The 19,726-nt window shown below is 46.8% G+C and carries 14 protein-coding genes; 5 read left to right on the forward strand and 9 right to left on the reverse strand.

Annotation, left to right across the window (positions count from 1 at the left end; genetic code table 11):
- Positions 1-13 precede the first annotated feature (13 nt).
- The 4 genes from KN811_RS11565 to KN811_RS11580 all read right to left on the reverse strand — a co-directional run bounded on the left by KN811_RS11565 (position 14) and on the right by KN811_RS11580 (position 7,938).
- Positions 14-2,854, reverse strand: coding sequence for a TonB-dependent receptor (locus KN811_RS11565; protein ID WP_187963716.1), 2,841 nt, complete (start codon positions 2,852-2,854; stop codon positions 14-16).
- 487 nt (positions 2,855-3,341) lie between these two features.
- Positions 3,342-5,189 (reverse strand): glutamine--fructose-6-phosphate transaminase (isomerizing), encoded by a 1,848-nt coding sequence (gene glmS / locus KN811_RS11570; protein ID WP_187963717.1) that lies wholly within the window; start codon positions 5,187-5,189, stop codon positions 3,342-3,344.
- 32 nt (positions 5,190-5,221) lie between these two features.
- Positions 5,222-6,919: a BamH family beta-barrel-assembly machinery protein gene (bamH, locus tag KN811_RS11575; protein WP_187963718.1), complete on the reverse strand. Its 1,698-nt coding sequence runs from the start codon at positions 6,917-6,919 to the stop codon at positions 5,222-5,224.
- 209 nt (positions 6,920-7,128) lie between these two features.
- Complete coding sequence (locus KN811_RS11580) at positions 7,129-7,938, reverse strand: glycogen/starch synthase (RefSeq protein ID WP_187963719.1); 810 nt, start codon at positions 7,936-7,938, stop codon at positions 7,129-7,131.
- A 380-nt stretch (positions 7,939-8,318) separates the two neighbouring features.
- Between KN811_RS11580 and panC the strand changes: the two genes are divergently transcribed.
- The 5 genes from panC (at position 8,319) to radA (ending at position 13,831) form a co-directional block, all read left to right on the forward strand.
- Entirely contained in the window at positions 8,319-9,167 is an 849-nt protein-coding gene (panC, locus tag KN811_RS11585; protein ID WP_187963720.1) for a pantoate--beta-alanine ligase, read from the forward strand.
- A gap of 121 nt (positions 9,168-9,288) precedes the next feature.
- A complete protein-coding gene (gene panD, locus KN811_RS11590) occupies positions 9,289-9,639 on the forward strand; it encodes an aspartate 1-decarboxylase (RefSeq protein WP_187963721.1) in 351 nt (116 codons plus the stop codon).
- Positions 9,640-9,737: 98 nt separating this feature from the next.
- Positions 9,738-10,703, forward strand: coding sequence for a flippase-like domain-containing protein (locus tag KN811_RS11595; protein ID WP_187963722.1), 966 nt, complete (start codon positions 9,738-9,740; stop codon positions 10,701-10,703).
- Between the two features lie 445 nt (positions 10,704-11,148).
- The gene (locus KN811_RS11600; protein WP_187963723.1) at positions 11,149-12,279 is read left to right on the forward strand and encodes an alpha/beta hydrolase; all 1,131 of its coding nucleotides are present in this window, start codon (positions 11,149-11,151) and stop codon (positions 12,277-12,279) included.
- 190 nt (positions 12,280-12,469) lie between these two features.
- Entirely contained in the window at positions 12,470-13,831 is a 1,362-nt protein-coding gene (radA, locus tag KN811_RS11605) for a DNA repair protein RadA (RefSeq protein ID WP_187963724.1), read from the forward strand.
- Between the two features lie 116 nt (positions 13,832-13,947).
- On the opposite strand, the gene KN811_RS11610 is transcribed toward radA, so the two are convergent.
- The 5 genes from KN811_RS11610 to KN811_RS11630 form a co-directional block, all read right to left on the reverse strand.
- Complete coding sequence (locus tag KN811_RS11610) at positions 13,948-14,601, reverse strand: CoA transferase subunit B (RefSeq protein WP_187963725.1); 654 nt, start codon at positions 14,599-14,601, stop codon at positions 13,948-13,950.
- A 32-nt stretch (positions 14,602-14,633) separates the two neighbouring features.
- Positions 14,634-15,332, reverse strand: a complete 699-nt coding sequence (locus KN811_RS11615) for a CoA transferase subunit A (protein WP_187963726.1) — start codon at positions 15,330-15,332, stop codon at positions 14,634-14,636.
- Between the two features lie 89 nt (positions 15,333-15,421).
- Complete coding sequence (locus KN811_RS11620; protein WP_187963727.1) at positions 15,422-17,746, reverse strand: penicillin-binding protein 1A; 2,325 nt, start codon at positions 17,744-17,746, stop codon at positions 15,422-15,424.
- 85 nt (positions 17,747-17,831) lie between these two features.
- A complete protein-coding gene (locus tag KN811_RS11625) occupies positions 17,832-18,323 on the reverse strand; it encodes a gliding motility lipoprotein GldH (RefSeq protein ID WP_187963728.1) in 492 nt (163 codons plus the stop codon).
- Between the two features lie 105 nt (positions 18,324-18,428).
- Positions 18,429-19,592 carry a PSP1 domain-containing protein gene (locus KN811_RS11630; RefSeq protein ID WP_187963729.1) on the reverse strand — a complete coding sequence of 388 codons (1,164 nt, stop codon included), beginning with the start codon at positions 19,590-19,592 and terminating at the stop codon, positions 18,429-18,431.
- Positions 19,593-19,726: the final 134 nt, after the last annotated feature.

The following is a 19,726-nucleotide window of genomic DNA, read 5'->3' on the forward strand; positions in this document are numbered from 1 at the left end:
TTTTCCATCCCCGCTACGGGTTGACCACCCATGAAACATAATACTGACTTCCAACCAACCCCGTTCCTACGGCCGTAAAATACTCACTGCCCCCAATATTGGCAGCCCCGATCTTAAAAGTGGATTTTAACGATGGCACGCGGTAATTGAATTGCGCATCAAACACCGAAAAAGCGGGTACATCACCATCGGCAAAGCTGGCCTGCCAGAAAAAGGCATCGCTCCACCGCCAGTTGACCTGAAAGCCAAAATTTTCGAACAGGTCCGTATTGCCGAAGGAGGCCTTGACCTTGTGTTTGGGCGTATTGAAACCGGGGCGGAAATCCGGGTCCTTGTCCTCATCAAAATCAAAATCGGCATAGGTATAGTTTATCCCGAAGTCGTAATTTCCGAAAACCCTGGCATCCACCCCTACCGTAGCTCCATAAGAATTGATGTCCACGGATGAATTGGTATAGGTCTGATAGGCCTGAAAATCGCCCTGGCTCAAAGCTATCAGCGCCATAGGCACAGGCCCTGTTCCCGGGTCTACGGGGTCTGAAAGGTCCAGAGCACCATAAAACGGGACCACTACGGTCTCATTGGCAATAAAGTCTTTATACTGATTGTAATACACACTGGCGTCTATGGTAATATTTTCTAACTGCCCGCGGTACCCTACCTCAAAAGCAGTGATCTTTTCGGGCTTTACTTTTTCCACATCGGCAACGGCCAATAGTGAAGGATCGGGTGCCCCTGCCTCTGCCGAGGCGGTGAAAGCCTGTACGGACCGGGCGGAAAAAGCCCGCTCATAAGCCTGCCTCCCTGAAACCTCCATAGTAGGGCTGCCTGTTAACGCCGCCCCGGTATCGCTTAAGTCATATGTGCGCACATAACGGTCCAGGTTTTCTTCTGCTGAACCCACCAATATTGCTCTCCCGACATCCAGGCCGATAAAGAGGTCCTGCGTGGTGGGATTCCGGAAACCGGTCTGGAAAGAGGCCCTGAAATTATGATTCCTGTCCTGTCCTGCGGTATACCCCAGGGAAAACCTCGGCGACACAAAACCGTCAAACAGTTGGGATTTATCATAACGAAGCGACCCTGTAAACTTAAAGCGTTCATCCATAAACTTTTTCTGTACCTGGGTATAGGCCCCATATTCCGAATAGCTTATAGGTCCTTCATAGTCGGTAAAGATGGTCCCGGAAGAGTTGAGCACATATTCCCGGAACGACCCGCCTACCTGGATATCGGCAAAACTTCCGGTCAGGTGACTGAAATTGTAGTTGACATCTATATGACGTAACTTGGTATTGTCCTGGAATTTAGATCCATTGGCCAGGTCCGGGCTTCCTGTCACCTGGCGAAAAGCGTTTTTAAATTCCGGGGTGCCGGGCTCCAGCCTACCCATATCAGCTACCTGCCTGGCAAAGGCATGGGAAGCCGTTTCATCACCGGGAGCGAAGCCGGCCCCACCCTGGAGGGCTGTAAGATATGCCCCGACATATTCCCCGTACCACTGTTCGTCGGGTTTCCACAACCGGTTCATATTGATCCCGGTAAACCTCATATCATAGGAATCTCCCGCTTTTTCGGCAGTGATATATCCCCGGACAAAAAAATTGTCGTTCCTGAACTCCAGCTTATGCTGCTGGATAAAAAAGTCGCGAAGGGCATAGCGATTGGCCCCCTGATAGACCGTAGACCCACGGCCCAGCCTACCATTATAGATAATTTCGAAATCATCGGCAAAAGGGCGGTAGTGCAATGCAAAATCGGCCTTGACACTCTCGGCCTTGTAATCCGTAAGGTTCCTTTCTGCATATCCGGTACGGCTTACTATCTGGTCGGGCACCAGGTTCTGGGCACCGTCGGGTAACAGGCCCTGCGCCACCATGGAATTGGCTACACCTTTGATATTGGTACTTACCTCGTCTCCATAGATATTCATCCCGTCATAATCGGGGTCTGCCCTCGTAGCGCCGGGGTTCAATACATCTTCCTCACTCACGGCATACCAGTCAGTACCGCGCAGGTAGGAGAAGTTGGCCTTGCCGGCGAATTTATCACTGAAGGCATGTGCCATTCTAATCCCAAAATCGTAAAAAGTATGGTCCCCGGCCGCTTCCTGCGAGGTGATACCGCTCTTGGCATAAGCACTTATTCCCTGATCATCGAAAGGGCTTTTGCTGGTCATGAACAGAATACCGTTAAAAGCGTTGGCCCCGTACAATGCGGAGGATGCCCCCGGGAGCAGCTCCACACTATGGACGTCGAGTTCTGACATCCCCACCAGGTTTCCGAGCACAAAATTCAGTGCCGGAGAGGTATTGTCCATACCATCTACCAACTGCACGAAACGCGTATTGGCAAAAGTGGCAAAGCCGCGGGTATTTACAGACTTAAAGGTTAATGAACTGGTATTGATATCCACTCCTTTCAGGTTTTCCAGTCCGTCGTAGAAGGTAGCGGAAGAAGTATTCCGGATCTCCCGTATACCGAAACGCTCTACCGTAACGGGCGATTCGAAAATACGTTCCGGGGTTCGGGATGCGGAGATCACAATCTCGTTCAGCAGAGTTTCCTGTTCCTGAAGCCGAACATTCACCTCCTGACCGGAAGAGGTAACGGTCACGGAAACGGGAGCATATCCAATACTGGAAACCTTTAGTGTAAAAGGCAGATTTTCCGAAGTTTCGAGGACAAACATGCCCCCGGTATCCGTCACGGTGCCTATGGTTTTACCGGCGATAACCACGTTAGCGTCGGAAACAGGCATTCCGTTTTCATCGGTCACCTTCCCGGAGACCGTAGTCTGTGCGTAGGAAAAAAATCCCCAGAGAAGGCAAAGTGTAAAAATGGAAATCCTCATAATATGTGTGTTGTTGATTTAGCAACAACAAGATACTAATTTTTACAACACACTAATAATCAGGAGATATAATTAATTAACGTGAATAATGGATAAGCCACAGGGAGCACAAATATCTCAAAATTACAACCTCTGTTTGAGATTTTTAAAAAGCTCCTCCCTTAAGACAAAGGCGTGGTACTGAGCCTGTCGAAGTGGAGGTGGTCCCGATTTCAATCGGGATCGGAGGGTTTGAAAGCCCAAGCCATTGGATAAATACAAAAGTTGGGGGTATGCCCAAGGTTTGGGCATGGTTAAACTCCCCGTCCCGCAAGCGGGACACCCCTCTTCGTCTCAAGAGGGAATCCCTTTTTCTTATCCATTATTCACGTTAATTATCAATATTGAACCCGTTAAAAACAAGAAAACTCAATAAATAAGAGACCCCATCCGGGAGGAAAACATTTTCACACTCCGAACGGGGCCTTTTTTAATATTCTATTGCCGTTTATTCCACCGTCACCGACTTGGCCAGGTTTCTTGGCTGGTCTACATTACATCCGCGCATCACAGCGATGTGATAGCTCAGCAACTGTAACGGGATCGTTGTAATGAGGGGGCTCAGGACTTCGGTAGTTTCCGGTATTTCTATAACGTGGTCTGCCAGTTCCCTTACCGTGGTATCTCCTTCCATAACGATGGCAATGATCTTTCCTTTCCTGGATTTTATTTCCTGGATATTGCTCACCACTTTATCGTAGTGTCCGTTCTTTGTAGCTATGATCACTACGGGCATCTGCTCGTCTATCAGTGCAATAGGCCCGTGCTTCATCTCAGCAGCAGGGTACCCTTCTGCATGGATATATGATATTTCTTTCAGTTTCAGTGCGCCTTCCAAAGCTACGGGGAAATTATACCCCCTGCCCAGGTAAAGGCAGTTCGGTGCATCCTGGTACAAGGCTGCGATATTCCTAACGCGATCGTTATTCACCAGGCATTCCTCCACTTTGGCCGGTATGGCTTCCATTTCAGTCAGATAGCGTTGGAGTTCCGGCCTGGAAATAGTTCCCTGGGCCGAAGCCAGTTTCAGGGCCATCAGGGTCAGGACTGTGATCTGAGTGGTAAATGCCTTGGTAGAGGCTACCCCGATCTCGGGCCCGGCATGCGTATAAGCTCCGGCATGAGCTTCCCGGGCAATGGAAGAACCTACTACGTTACAAACTCCGAAAACAAAGGCTCCTTTTTCCTTGGCCAGCTTTATCGCGGCAAGCGTATCGGCCGTTTCACCGGACTGGGAAATAACGATCAGTACATCCTTCTCCGTGATTATGGGGTTGCGATACCGGAATTCCGATGCATATTCTACCTCCACCGGTATCCGGGCAAGGTTCTCAAAGATATATTCGGCGACAAGGCCGGCATGCCAGGAAGTACCACAGGCGGCAATAAGTATCCTTTCAGCCTGAAGAAACTTCTCCAGGTTGTCTTCCATACCCGCCATTTTTATGATGCCTTCATCTACCCGTAAACGCCCGCGATAGGTGTCACGGATAGCTTCCGGTTGTTCGTAGATCTCCTTGAGCATAAAATGGTCGTATCCGCCTTTTTCTATCTGCTCCAGGTTGAGCTGCAATTCCTGCACATAAGGATCTACCTGTGAATCGTCCTTGATCTTCCTTACCTTGATCCCTTTTCCCCGCCTTAAAATGGCCATTTCCTCGTCTTCCAGGTAAATGGCATTGTTGGTATATTCAATAAAGGGAGAAGCATCAGACGCTACGAAAAATTCGTCCTCCCCGATGCCGATCGCCAGCGGACTTCCGAGCTTGGCCGCCACTATTTCATTGGGCTTGGTCCTGTCAAATACTACAATGGCATAGGCGCCGTGTACCTGGTTCAGGGCTATCTGCACTGCCTTGCCCAACTTCAGATCGTGATTCTTCTTTACATCTTCGATCAGGTTCACCAATACTTCGGTATCGGTCTCCGAGGTAAAGGTATATCCTCTTTGTTGCAGCTCCCGCCGCAGGGGTTCATAATTCTCGATAATCCCGTTGTGAATGATCACGAGGTTTCCTGAATTTGAATAATGCGGGTGCGAATTAATATCATTGGGTTCTCCATGGGTAGCCCAACGGGTATGCCCTACGCCAAGAGTGCCCTGCAACGCAATTTCCCCTTTTGCTTTCTTATCCAGGTCTGCCACCTTTCCTTTGGTTTTGGACAACTGAATGTCAGTACCGTCATACAACGCAATACCAGCACTGTCATAGCCCCGGTATTCCAGCCGTTGAAGGCCTTTTACGATAACAGGGTAGGCTTCCCTGTAACCAATGTAACCTACAATTCCACACATTTTGTTTTTGTTTTGTTTATTTTGATCTGGGTTTAATCCACCTTTGTATAGAATATCTCCAGCTTCAGCCGCTTATCTTCATTTCCGGTTTCCATATCTCCACCTCCGTAGAGTATTGTTCCCAGCGGATTTATAACTGAAGCCTCGGGAACGTGCAACTCCGTATCGCCGTTTTCCCCGGCTCCGGCAGAGACATTATTGGTGTAATTGATGTTGGCTGTAACGGCAAGACCTAGTTTTACATTGGCCGCATCTTCATTCAATATCTGGTTTATGTGTTCTGTGATCCTAATTTTATAGCGCACTCCTTTATCGTCTTCCTTTTCCAGGATTCCTCCGAAGATCTGCTTGGCCAGATTATTGTCCTGGCTGGTGGTATAATCCAGTTCCACATCTGCAAGTACTTTGTTATCTTCCAGGTTATAGACATATATCCTGGGCGGTTCTGTAAGGCCCTGAAGGGCATCCAGTTTTTCCCGGTCGATATAGAACGTAAGGTTGGCATCATTGATGATCCACCCTTGCCCTTTTACTTTTTTCAGCTCCGTACTATCTCCGGGCGGATCGAACAGGCGGAGTTCCGGCAGGGTTCCTGCACCGCCCTTCACATAGATCCGGGAGGCATTGGTCTCCGTATCCATTTCTCCTTCGATCTCCGAGGGATAAGGATCATTCGTCAGTATATTCACTACATTATTTTGCTTACTCCGTCCTCCCGTATTAGAATTTATCGTAAAAGCAGCCAGACTCAATGAAAAAGAAGAATTATTCTTAACGATTTCGTTGTTATTGGAAGTATTGACCCTGTCGTATTGATATTCTACCTGGATATTCGCGTTGTTCCAATCGAGGAGCATCAGGACGTCATTCGAAAAATTATAAGCGGAAAAACGCAAGCCTTTGATAAACTCCTTGAAGTTGTTACTGCTCAGCAGTTCATCCGAACCTTCTTTATCGAGTATCTGCTGAAAGAACTCATTTTTTAGCGGCACCCGTATCCTCGGGGTTAACCTTTGGCTCACTTCATCCCCTTCATTGACATCATCGGTATCGGGATCATCTTCTTTATAGATCAATATTTCCTTGTTGTCGATCTTTGCCACACTGTCATACAGTATCATCCCGATATGCCCGGAAAAATCCCTGTCCGAAAAATACTCCTGCTGCTCCACAAAGCCGCTGGAAGGATCCAGGTCCCTGAGGTAATAGGTAAGCTCTTCTACTTTTAACTGGAATTCTGCACTTTTATCTCCAAAGATAGAGTCCAGGTCATATTTTCTCGCCACAGGATTTCCATCCTCGTTGTTTTCCGTTTCGCCGTCGGCCACCCTGCTAAAAAACGGGATATTCAGGTATACTTTGGTTACCTTTTCGTTCTCGGGGGTTGTGCTCGCCTTACCGTCGTTTGCGTATTCCTCTTCTTTTGGCTGGGAAACTACTCCGAAGGTACTGGTTGCCAAATACAATTGCGACACAATACCGGCTTCTGTTTTTCCGTAGATCGGGTCGTTAAAAACCCCCAACTGATACAACGGCATTCCATTGGTCTGGACAGCGCTCAATTTGTGGTTATAGGCGTATACATCAAATTCAACCCGTTCCGTTTCAAAATTACCGCCCCCTATGATATCGGTGCCGAGCGTATTGACCTCATTATCGCAAGAAGCAAAAAAAGCAATGCCGCCCAAGAGCAGTATTGCTTTGTATAATCGAAAATTCACTTTCTTCATTCTGTCTTTTATTTTTTCGGACTGATGCCCCGACTTCGGTTTATCCTGAGCTCGCCTGCATTGAGCACTTCGATAAACTCAGTATATCACTTGTCGAAATGTCGAAGGACTCGGCAACCGTAGACATTTCCTTTTTGTCCCGATCTGTATTTTAAACCCGGCCCTAAAAAGGCGGGAGAGCTTCGTCACATCATTTTATCAACCCTGATTTAACCTAAAACCTTTGTTTCGTAAAATTGTTCGTAAGCATCTTCAAACTCGTAAATGGAGACATAGGGCAACACAGGCTTGTCTACATTTTTCAGATATTCTTCCAGGTCTCCGGGTATTTTTTCCGAAGCTACCACAACTGCATCGGAATTGTCGATAGCCACCCTGAGGATATTGGAATAATCCGGATTTTCCAACGCACCGACATCGTCTCCGGAAATACCGTCGAACTTCACCTTTTCTATCATTTGCTTATCTAACGTGCCATCGAAATCTTTGTTGTATACAGAAGTAACTATTTTACTGTCTGCAAATAACGGCTCATCGGCATAATATTTTTTCAGGTAGAGCGGTAACATGCTGGCCATCCAGCCGTGAACGTGAATAATATCGGGAGACCAGTTCAGTTTTTTAACGGTTTCTACAACTCCCTTGGCAAAAAATATAGCCCTTTCATCATTGTCCGGAAAGAGATTTCCGTCTTCGTCGGAAAAAGTGGCTTTGCGCTTAAAGTACTCCTCGTTATCTATGAAATATACCTGTATCCGTTCTTTGGGAATAGATGCCACCTTGATGATCAGGGGCATGTCCATATCGTTAATTACCAGATTCAGTCCGGAGAGGCGTATGACTTCGTGAAGCTGGTGCCTTCTCTCATTGATATTCCCAAACCTGGGCATAAAAATTCGTATTTGCCCGCCTCTGTCATTTACCATTCTCGGATTTTCATAAGCCAGTGAAGACACTTCGTTCTCCGGCAAATAGGGTATCATTTCGGAGGCAACAAATAACACTTTTTTATCAGTCATAAATTCGTTTTGTTTACAATAAAACTTTTGTCCAAGAAGCTGTTCGTTTTTTTCAAAAAACTCTCAAAGCACGCAAAAATACAAAAAATATGCCTAACGAACTCATTTCTACTTCCTCTATTCCCGGCAAAATCATCATTTTGAGGCGACTTTTTAATTTCCCGGTATGGAGCTTCCCGATTTTTGGAAGAAATCCCTTCCAAAAGTTAAAAAAGGCCACATAAAGGCCTGTTCTCAATGATTTTACCCGAATATCTGAACACAAATATGTTCAATTCCATTAAAATACATAGTTTTGCCCTTCCCTTCGGCTTTAGTTTATGCTGAGCACAGTCGAAGTGCTCTGGGACCGATGATGTTTTATTAATACAAATTTGACCATGGCTGTTTTCCATAAAAAAGAATTGCTCCGGGCAGAACTTCTCGGGCTGAAAAAGGAAGGAAAAAGCATAGGGCTTGTCCCGACCATGGGTGCCCTGCACCAGGGCCACCTTTCTCTGGTAAAAGAGGCCGCCGCCAAAAACGACGTGGTGGTGGTAAGCATTTTCGTAAACCCTACCCAGTTTGACAATAAGGACGACCTGAGCAAATATCCCCGCGACCTGAATACCGATGTGCAACTCCTCTCCCCGATAAGCCCGGACATCATCGTCTTTGCCCCAACCGTAGAAGAGATGTACACCGACAACGTATCTTCGGCCTCCTTTGATTTCGACGGGCTGGAGCTGCCGATGGAAGGCCGGTACAGGAAAGGGCATTTTGACGGAGTAGGCACTATCGTAAAACGCCTTTTTGAGGCCGTGGAACCACACCATGCATATTTTGGCGAAAAAGACTACCAGCAGTTACTTATTATAAAAACGCTTGTAAAAAAACACCGGCTTCCCGTACAGGTACACGGATGCCCCATTGAAAGGGAAGAGAACGGCCTGGCTATGAGCTCCCGCAACGAACGCCTGACAAAAGAGCAGCGAGAGGAAGCAGGTTTCATCTACCGCACCCTGCAAACTGCCAAAGAAAAATTTGGCACGGATAGTGTAACAGAGATCAGGGAATGGGCAACGGAGCAATTTCAAAAACACCCTATGTTTAACCTGGAATATCTGGAAATCGCGGATGCCAATACCCTGAAACCGGCAGATCATAAGGTAAAAGACAAGAAATACAGGGCTTTTATCGCAGTCTATGCGGATGATGTACGTTTAATAGACAACATTGCCCTGAATTAGTTTTGGAGTCGTGGAGTTTTGGAGTTGAGTAGTTTTTGAACCGACACCTAACAAACTACACGACTCACCAACTCCAAAACTAAACAACTCAACTTAACACAAATATAATTACCTTTGCACCATGCAAATACAAGTAGTAAAATCGAAGATACACAGGGTTACGGTCACCGGGGCCGAACTCAATTACATAGGCAGCATCACCATAGACGAAGCACTGATGGAGGCTGCTAACATCATTGAAGGAGAAAAAGTACAGATCGTAAACATCAACAACGGGGAACGCCTGGAAACTTACGTTATTAAGGGGAACAGGGGCAGTGGAGATATTACGTTGAACGGTCCTGCTGCCAGGAAAGTGCAAAAAGGCGATATTGTCATTATCATTTCTTACGGCATTATGGATTTTGAAGAAGCCAGGTCCTTTAAGCCCTCTCTGGTTTTCCCCAACGAAAAGGACAATTCCCTCAGGTAAGAAAGCCCGGCAACTTTTCAAACCCGATCTGATCCGAAAACAACATGGCTCCGGCCTCCTGATATGGAAACGGGGATCGCGAAACGGCAAACCGAATAGTGAAAAAGAAATTATCCAAGACCATTCAGATAGTGCTCCCCCTTGCCCTGGGTGTTTTTTTGATCTGGTATACTTATACCAAGTTCACTCCCGAGCAACTGAAGCAACTGAAAGAAAACTTTCTCAAAGCAGACTATCTCTATATCTGGATTTCCATGATCTTCGGTATGCTGAGTCATTTCTCCAGGGCTTATCGCTGGAATTATCTACTGGAACCCCTGGGGCACAGGGCCCGGGTTCCCAACAGTTTTATGGCGGTCAGTATCGGTTACCTTCTCAATTTTGCCATTCCGCGTTCGGGAGAGGTATCCCGGGCAGTGGTGATCAACAAATACGACAAGGTTCCCTTTGAAAAGGCTTTCGGCACCATTGTGGCAGAAAGGATAGCAGACCTTTTTATATCGGTATGCATTCTTTTCCTGGCTCTTTTTCTGCAATTCGATACCTTGTGGGGATTGCTCAACACCCACAATATCAATGCCGGCAAACTGCTCATCATCGGAGCAGCCGGGATCTTGTTCGCCTCCCTTTTCTGGATCTACCTCCGCCGCACCCGTTCTGCCCTGGGCCAAAAGATCAAAAATTTTGTCAAAGGGTTGAAGGAAGGTATGTTGAGCATCCTTTCCATGAAAAAAAAGTGGCTTTTTATTGCACATACCCTGTTTATCTGGATCATGTATGTGCTGATGTTCCATATTTGCATCTATGCCTTTCCCGAAACACAGTCTATCACCTTCTCACAATCGCTGTCACTTTTTGTAGTAGGGTCTTTTACCATCGCTTTTACTAATGGAGGTTTCGGCACTTACCCTTTTCTCATCGCCGAAGCGATCCTCCTGTATGGTATCGATTATACCGTCGGCACCTCTTTCGGATGGATCGTGTGGTTGTCCCAGACCGCCGTTATTGTGTTCCTGGGTGTGATTTCCTTTCTTTTCCTCCCGGTTTACAATAAAAATAACTGAGTGTTTACCCCAGGGTAAATGCATCTTATACAAAAAAGATTGTGCTTCTATCGCACGGTTCTTAAGGTAGGGTGGTGGTCGGTATTCAGTAATCGATATTCGGTGATCAGTATTTAGTTATTCAAAAAAACTGATCACTGTTTACCGAATACCGATTACCCCCCTTCCTCTTTAGCCTACCCTGGTCTTCACGTTGTCTTTTCGTTAAAAAATCTTTCGCAATTTGAGATTGGAGCAATATTTAGTATCTTGCCATATCATCCAAACTGCCTATACACGAGTACAATAAGATATTGAACGGGAATATCGAAGACAGCATTTCCTTTGTTAATAAGTCCGAAGCTACGGTTCCGGCCGGGCATCCGGAAATTTTGTGTTTGTTGTTCCCGAATACATAAATACCCCAGATTAACCATACGCCAAACCTTATGATGTCTGTTTATATATGAAATCTTTATGCTATATCCTGTTGGGATTCCTTACCGTAACGACTATGTATCCCCAAACCCGGTCGGTCCCTTTCGATTCTGAACACCTTGAGGAAACAAGGAACATACAGCTTTATGTACCGGAAAACTATTCGGAAGACCATCCTCACCCCCTGATCCTGGTACTGGATGCCGATCGCCTTTTCGATCTCGTGGTAGCCAATACCAAATTCTACGCGGCCAATGGCCAGATGCCGGAAAGTATCATCGTGGGGATAGACCAGAAAGGAAAGGCCTCCCAGGATTGCAGCTATGATGCCCAAAGCGGGTTCCCCGCCGGAAAAGGGGCTGGTTTTTTCGAGTTTATAGGCATGGAACTACTGCCTTCGATATCCGAGAAATACAACCTGGCCAACTTTAAAATGATCATCGGGCATCTTTTTACAGGCAATTTTATTAATTACTACCTCTTTAAGGACGACCCCCTGTTCGATGCTTATATCGACATACACCCGGACTTTGCCCCTAATATTGAAAAGCTCCTCCAAAAGCGGTTATCCGGCATAAACTCGGTGAAATTCTATTACCTTGCCGCCGGGGAAGACGGGGATAAAAAACAGGTAGAGCGCATTCAGGACCTCAACACCTCATTAAAGACCATAAACAATGATAAGCTGTTCTACTTTTTTGACAGTTTCGAAAACACCGACGATTTTTCTGCCGCTTCCTGCGCCATCCCCAAAGCGCTTAACCAGATATTCTCCATTTACCGGCCTATTACCCCTAATGAATATAAAAATAACATACTCACTTCCGAAGCCCCGGTTTTCGAATACCTGGAAAAAAAATACCAAAGGGCCGAAGAGCTTTTTGGTTTTCACAAACAGGTAAGCCTCAACGACATGATGGCCATCTATGCCGGATGCCTTAAAAAAGAGGATTATTCTTCGCTGGAACAACTCAGTAAACTGGCCAAAAAGGAATTTCCCGGGACTATGATGGGATATTTTTTCGAAGCGGAATACCTGGAAAAAACAGGAGATCCGAAAAAAGCGACCCGAACCTACAAAAAGGCTTTCGGCATGGAGGAGATAGACTTCATCCACAAAGACCTTATTATGGAAAGGATTGAGGCGCTCAATTATTAGCAGGACCGGGATATTTGGTGATCGGTGTCTGGTGTGTTGCCAGTTGCAAATTTAAAACTCAAACTTTCATTCTGAAAACTTTAAATGTCCAACCATCCAACCCTGGTGTATTTTTGGATTTCTCCCTGTTGAATCCAAAAAATAATACCTACTTTAGACCGGGAAAACACCTTATCCGAACCCGATAAACATGGCTAAAGTCAAGACCTCTTATTTTTGTCAGAACTGCGGTGCCCAGTATGCCAAATGGCAGGGGCAGTGTACCTCGTGCAGGGAGTGGAACACCATTGTAGAAGAGGTGATCCAGAAAGAAGAAAAGCATACCTGGAAACAAGGGCCGACCAGGAGCAAAAGGGCTGTAAAACCGCTTAAAGTCAATGAGATCGTCCGTTCTGAGGAAAACCGGATGTCATCGGGCGACAATGAATTTAACCGTGTCCTGGGCGGAGGTATCGTACAGGGGTCGGTGATCCTGCTGGGAGGTGAGCCGGGTATAGGAAAAAGCACCCTGCTGCTCCAGATCGCATTGCAACTCCCTCACAAAACCCTCTATGTCTCGGGAGAGGAAAGCCAGGCCCAGATAAAAATGCGCGCGGAACGCATAAACCCCAGCAGCGAAAACTGCTATATCCTTACCGAGACCAAAACACAGAATATTTTTAAGCAGATAGAAAGCATAACGCCCGATATACTCATTATCGACTCCATTCAAACCTTACATTCCGACTATATCGAATCGTCGGCGGGGAGTATTTCACAAATCCGGGAATGCACGGCCGAATTTATAAAGTTCGCCAAGGAAACAGACACCCCGGTCATCCTTATCGGGCATATCACCAAGGACGGGAACATCGCCGGACCGAAGATCCTGGAACACATGGTAGACACTGTGCTGCAGTTTGAAGGCGACAGGAATTACGTATACCGCATCCTGAGGGCCTTGAAAAACAGGTTCGGCTCAACAGCAGAACTGGGCATATACGAAATGTTGGGCAATGGCCTTCGGGAAGTGACCAATCCGTCGGAAATACTTATTTCCCGGAATGAAGAATCCCTCAGCGGAACGGCCATCGCCGCTACTGTGGAAGGTATCCGCCCCCTGATGATAGAAATACAGGCACTGGTGAGTACGGCCGTCTACGGCACACCGCAACGCAGTACCACGGGCTACAATGCAAAACGGTTGAATATGCTCCTGGCCGTCCTGGAAAAAAGGGCCGGTTTCCGGTTGGGCACCAAGGATGTCTTTCTGAACATCACCGGCGGGATCTCCGTGGACGACCCCGCCATAGACCTGGCTGTCATTGCCGCCATATTGTCCAGTAACGAAGATATAGCCATTGAAAAAGATATTTGCTTTGCGGCCGAGATAGGCCTCGCCGGAGAGATCCGCCCCGTACAACGGGTGGACCAGCGTATCCTGGAAGCGGAAAAGTTAGGGTTTTCTACGATTTTCGTATCAAAACAGAATAAAATCACCATAAAAAAACCGGGGATACGGGTGGCCTTAGTCTCCAAAATAGAAGACGTTATCAGCGATCTATTCGGATAAGACCGTGAATAATTCATCAATAGAGACGCACGGCCTTTTTGCATGTTTGAGACGCACGGCCGTGCGTCTCTACCGGAAAGGCAAAGACCGGGTGTTACAGCCCTACGGTAATTATTTTATAATTGCATTTCGGGAATATCACCTTCTACGATCAGCCTGCCTTCGGTAGCCCCTTTTATTTCTTCCACGGATACTCCCGGCGCACGTTCGAGCAGTTTGAATCCCTGGCCGGTAACCTCCAGCACGGCCAGATTGGTCACTATTTTCTTTACACAGTTCACTCCGGTCAGCGGCAAAGTGCATTTTTTCAGTAATTTAGACTGGCCTGCCTTGTTGGTGTGCATCATCGCCACTATAATATTGTCTGCAGAAGCCACCAGGTCCATCGCTCCGCCCATGCCTTTGACCATTTTTCCGGGGATCTTCCAGTTGGCTATATCGCCGTTGTCCGCCACTTCCATAGCGCCGAGTATCGTCAGGTGTACATGTTGCCCGCGGATCATCCCGAAACTTGTTGCCGAATCAAAAAAGGAGGCGCCGGGTAAGGTGGTCACTGTCTGTTTTCCTGCATTGATCAGATCGGCATCTTCTTCTCCTTCATACGGAAAAGGACCCATGCCCAGAACACCGTTTTCGCTTTGGAACTCTACATCTACCCCTTCCGGAACAAAGTTGGCCACCAGGGTAGGGATCCCTATACCGAGATTTACATAATATCCGTTCTTTACTTCCCTGGCTATTCGTTTTGCTATACCGTTTTTGTCTAACATAATAAGTGGATCATTGAAAGTTTAAGGGATGACTACCTTTTCCTCACGGTTCGTTGCTCTATTCTTTTCTCATAGCGCTTTCCCTGGAATATTCGCTGCACGTAGATCCCCGGTATATGCACCTGGTTAGGATCCAGTTCGCCCGCAGGTACCAGTTCTTCCACTTCCGCCACCGTGATCTTCGCGGCACCGCACATACAGGGGTTAAAATTCCTTGCCGTTCCTTTGAAGATAAGGTTCCCGGCTTCGTCTCCTTTCCACGCTTTTACTATGGAGAAATCGGCCCGGAAGGCTTCTTCCATGACATACATTTTACCGTTGAACTCCCTGGTTTCTTTTCCTTCCGCTACTTCGGTACCGTAACCGGCAGGGGTAAAAAAAGCGGGGATCCCCGCCTGTGCCGCCCTGCACTTCTCGGCCAGGGTACCCTGGGGGGTGAGCTCTACCTCGAGTTCGCCACTGAGCATCTGGCGTTCGAACTCGTCGTTTTCCCCCACATAGGACGATATCATCTTTTTGATCTGATGCTTTTGAAGTAAAAGGCCAAGGCCAAAATCATCCACCCCGGCATTGTTGGAAATACAGGTTAGGTCCCTGATGCCAAGACGCACCAGTTCTGCTATACTATTTTCGGGAATTCCACACAAACCGAAGCCTCCCAGCATAAAGGTCATCCCGTCCCGGGCACCTTGCAGGGCTTCGGCAACTGAAGCCACCCTTTTGTTTATCATTCCGTAAATTTTTAGGGGAAAAATACGAATAATTTAACAAAAAAGACGGTTTTGGCAGCCTGTATTTTCAAATACCTAAAAAATAGCCCCTAAAAATCAATTTCCTCAAAATCCCCTTCTTCCGGTTCCCCGGATATCGGTACTTTGGAGCAGTCCAATTCTATGGAAAGATCTTCGGGTTCCCTGAAGTCTTCTTTGGAAATGCCCAACTCTTTATCTGCGTAGCATTTTTTCATATACACCGCCCAGATGGGTAGCGCCATACTGGCTCCCTGCCCGTACTTGATACCCCTGAAATGGATAGCCCTGTCCTCTCCGCCTACCCATACCCCGGTAACCAGATTGGGCACCATTCCCATAAACCAGCCATCGCTCTGGTTTTGTGTGGTCCCTGTTTTTCCGGCTATGGGATTGGTAAACTCATAGGGATATCCTGTGACGATCTCTTTGTAAAAGGTATTATTCACCGCCCAATTACCACGCAGCCTTGCTCCGGAACCGGACTGTGTAACTCCCTCCATGAGCTTTACGGTGGTATAGGCCACTTCATCACTCATGACATCCCTGGTTTCCGGCACGGATTCGAACAGTACGGTACCATTCTTATCTTCGATACGGGTAACCATTACGGGTTTTACATACACTCCCTGATTGGCAAAAGTACCGTAAGCCCCGACCATTTCATATACGGTAAAATCGGGGGTCCCCAGTGCGATAGAAGGTACCGGGGAAATATCGGACTCTACCCCGAGGTTTTTTACCAACTGTGATACCGGCACCGGCCCCACCTTGTCTATAAGGGTAGCCGTAATACTATTTACAGATTTAGCCAGTGCTTCCTTAAGCGTCAGCATTCTACCCGTATACTTGCCGCCAGCATTCTTTGGGCACCAGGGCTTGGCATTCCCATATTTATTGGCCTCTACACAATGCTGTACATCCGGAAGCCGGTCGCAGGGCGACATACGCAGTTGGTCTATCGCAGTGGCATAGACAAAGGGCTTGAATGTGGAGCCCGATTGCCTGGCACCCTGTTTTACCTGGTCGTACTGAAAATGCTTATAGTTTATTCCGCCGACCCAAGCCCTTACATGGCCCGTCTGCGGCTCCATGGACATCATCCCGGTACGCAGAAAGAACTTGTAATAGCGGATGGAGTCCATCGGGGTCATAATGGTATCTTTTTCCCCGTCCCAGCTAAAGACGGTCATCTCGGTCTTCTTTTTAAAGGACTCCCGTATTTCATTTTCAGACTTATCCAGGTCGTCCCTCATTTTGCGCCAGCGTTCCGATCGTTTCATGGAACTTTCCATGGTAGCATCGACCTCTTCCTGGGTCAGCCCTAAGAATGGTGCTGTTTTATTCCGGTCGGGCGTATTCTGATGAAAAAATTCTGCCTGGAGTTTTTTCATATGCTCGGAAACCGCCTCCTCGGCATATTTTTGCATACGGTAATCTATCGTAGTGTAGACTTTAAGCCCGTCCAGGAAGATATTGTATTTATCACCGTTGGGTTTACGATTTTCAGGGTCGCTGGTCCAGTCTTTCAGGAAGCCCTGAAGATACATTCTGAAGTAGGTAGCCAGGCCTTCCCGATGGGATTCCCTGTTGAAATTGAGTTTTATGGGAAGGTTTTGTAACGAATCCTTTTCTTGTTCGGTTATGAAGTCGTTTTTCTCCATCTGGCGCAATACCACGTTTCGGCGGCGCTGTGTCAATTCCGGACGCCTCACAGGGCTGTAATAGGATGAATTTTGCAACATTCCCGCAAACATGGCAGATTCCTCTATTTTCAGGTCCCCGGGTTCTTTTCCGAAATATATCCTGGAAGCTGACCGTATCCCGTCGGCCATATTATCGAAATCGTAGATATTGAGATACATCGTTATGATCTCTTCTTTGGTATATTGTCTTTCCAGGCGGACCGCAATGATCCATTCTTTCATTTTCTGGATTACCCTTGCCACTATATTATTAGAGACCTTCTCTGTAAAAAGTTGCTTGGCCAACTGCTGTGTAAGCGTACTGGCCCCTCCCTTTTTCCCCAGGAAAACAATAGCCCTTAATGTTCCTCTTGCATCTATCCCGGAATGTTTAAAATACCGTTCATCCTCCACGGCAACCACCGCTTTGACCAGATGATCCGGTAATTCATCATACGAAACCGGGGTTCTGTTATCGTTCAAGTAAAATTTACCCAAGGTTTTCCCATCGGCCGAAATGATCTCCGTAGCCAGGTTGGTCTGCGGGTTTTCCAGGACCTCAAATGTAGGCATGGTGCCGAACAACCCCCACGATGCCAATAAGAAGAACAACCCCGCCAGGGCAATCCCTCCGAAAAAAAGTCCCCAGAACCATTTTATATACTTGCCAAAACCTCGTTTTTTATCTTTTTTAGCAGGCTTTTTTTCCATTACTCTAAGTTATTTGGTTATGGGGCTACCAGGTTATTGGGCTATGGGAGGGGGACTTAATAACTCAACAACCAAGTAACCAACTTTATTTTTTATCCGGTTTATCTATCTCTATTCCCACATCGGTGATCCCTTCCAGCTCTCCTACGCCTTCTACTTCCCCTACTTTCCTCATCGCGTGTTTAATGGCTACGGTATAGTTGCCCGAAGCAGGGAAAACCACATTTTCCTTATACCACAACTTACTCTCCTTCAACTCGGTAAACCCCTGTCCCAGCCATTCCCCGTCGGGCCTTGCCATTTTGTATTCGAGGGTATCCGCAATGACCTTGCCATCGGGAAAATTCAGGTTAACAATAAGAAACAAGTTACTGAATTTATAGTTTTCATCGTTCCGCAAATGGATAAACATATTGTAGGGCTGTACGGTATCGGGGGGCCGGAAGGTAAAATCCACACTTTCGTCCTTGTCCCAGGCATTGTGAAGAGCCTGGTAATCGGAATACACATTGTTGGAATTACAGGATAACAAAAACATACATCCTGTCCAAAAAAATGATCTGATGATCTTATCCATCCGGATTTTAGATTTACGGTTTACGATCTCAGATTTACGGTCTCAGGTTTGTTCTACTGTAAAATCCCAACGCGGAAATCTAAAATCGCAAATCATTAATTATGTTCATCCTCTTTTCTTTGTGGCCCTTTTGTGGTTTCTCTTTTTCCTGGTCTTGTTCTTCCGTTTCTTTTTGGGCTGGTCGAACCTGGTGAGGCTATCCTGTCCTACAACGTTTTCAAACTCCCGTTTAGTATCTTCCTCGGCAATTTCCGAAGCGTATTCTTCCAGGCTTTCCACCTTGACATTGTCCTGATTCTTGCCAATGATCTCCTGTACCTGGTCCAGCATCAGTTTGTGCCAGTTGGCACTGTTTTCTTCATAGGCATACCACAGAAAACCTTTGAATATATCTATTTTCTGGCAAATGGCCTTTCCTTTCCTGGTCTGCAACTTTACATCGGTCTTGGGAAATTCCTGGAGGGCATCGAGATAGGCATCCAGTTCGTAGTTAAGGCAGCACTTCAGTTTGCCGCACTGCCCTGCCAGTTTTTGCGGGTTGAGAGACAATTGCTGGTACCTGGCCGAAGAGGTATTGACCGACCGGAAGTCGGTAAGCCAGGTAGAACAACACAATTCCCTTCCGCAGGACCCCACACCTCCAAGGCGTGATGCTTCCTGGCGAAAACCTATCTGCCGCATCTCTATGCGTACATTAAAGGCCCGGGCCATATCTTTAATGAGTTGCCTGAAGTCTACCCGTTCATCAGCCGTATAGTAAAATGTGGCTTTAGAACCATCTCCCTGGTACTCAATATCGGAAATTTTCATCTGAAGGCCCAGGGCAATAGCCAGTTCGCGCGATTTTTTCTTTACTTCTTCTTCCTTGTTCCTCACGGCGGTCCATACATCGACATCCCTTTGAGAGGCCTTGCGGTATATTTTAGGAAGGGAAGGGTCTTCCCAATCGGTCTTTTTCTTTTTCATCTGTACCTTTACCAGCTCGCCGGTAAGGGTAACGATCCCTACATCATGGCCCGAAGCGGCTTCGGTAGCTACGACATCTCCCATGGAAAGCGGTAGCTTTTCACTATTTCTGAAAAATTCCTTTCTGCTGTTTTTAAAGCGGACCTCCACACAGTCAAAAGATTGCTGGCCCGACGGAAGTGCCATATTGGAAAGCCAATCAAATACAGTAAGTTTATTGCAACCATCAGTCCCGCATGTTCCATTATTCTTACATCCTCGTGGCTGTCCTCCCTTACCGGTTGAACAACTGCTACATCCCATATTTCATATATATTGTACCCGTATATCCCCGTATTTTTCACGGAAATATGCAGTAAAAGGTTCATAAATAATTCTCTCCGCGTAAGGCACCTCTGCACCTTACAAAATGTAAAGATACGGCTTTTTTTAGTTTA

It is taken from the genome of Sinomicrobium weinanense (assembly GCF_018863395.1).
GTDB lineage: Bacteria > Bacteroidota > Bacteroidia > Flavobacteriales > Flavobacteriaceae > Sinomicrobium > Sinomicrobium weinanense.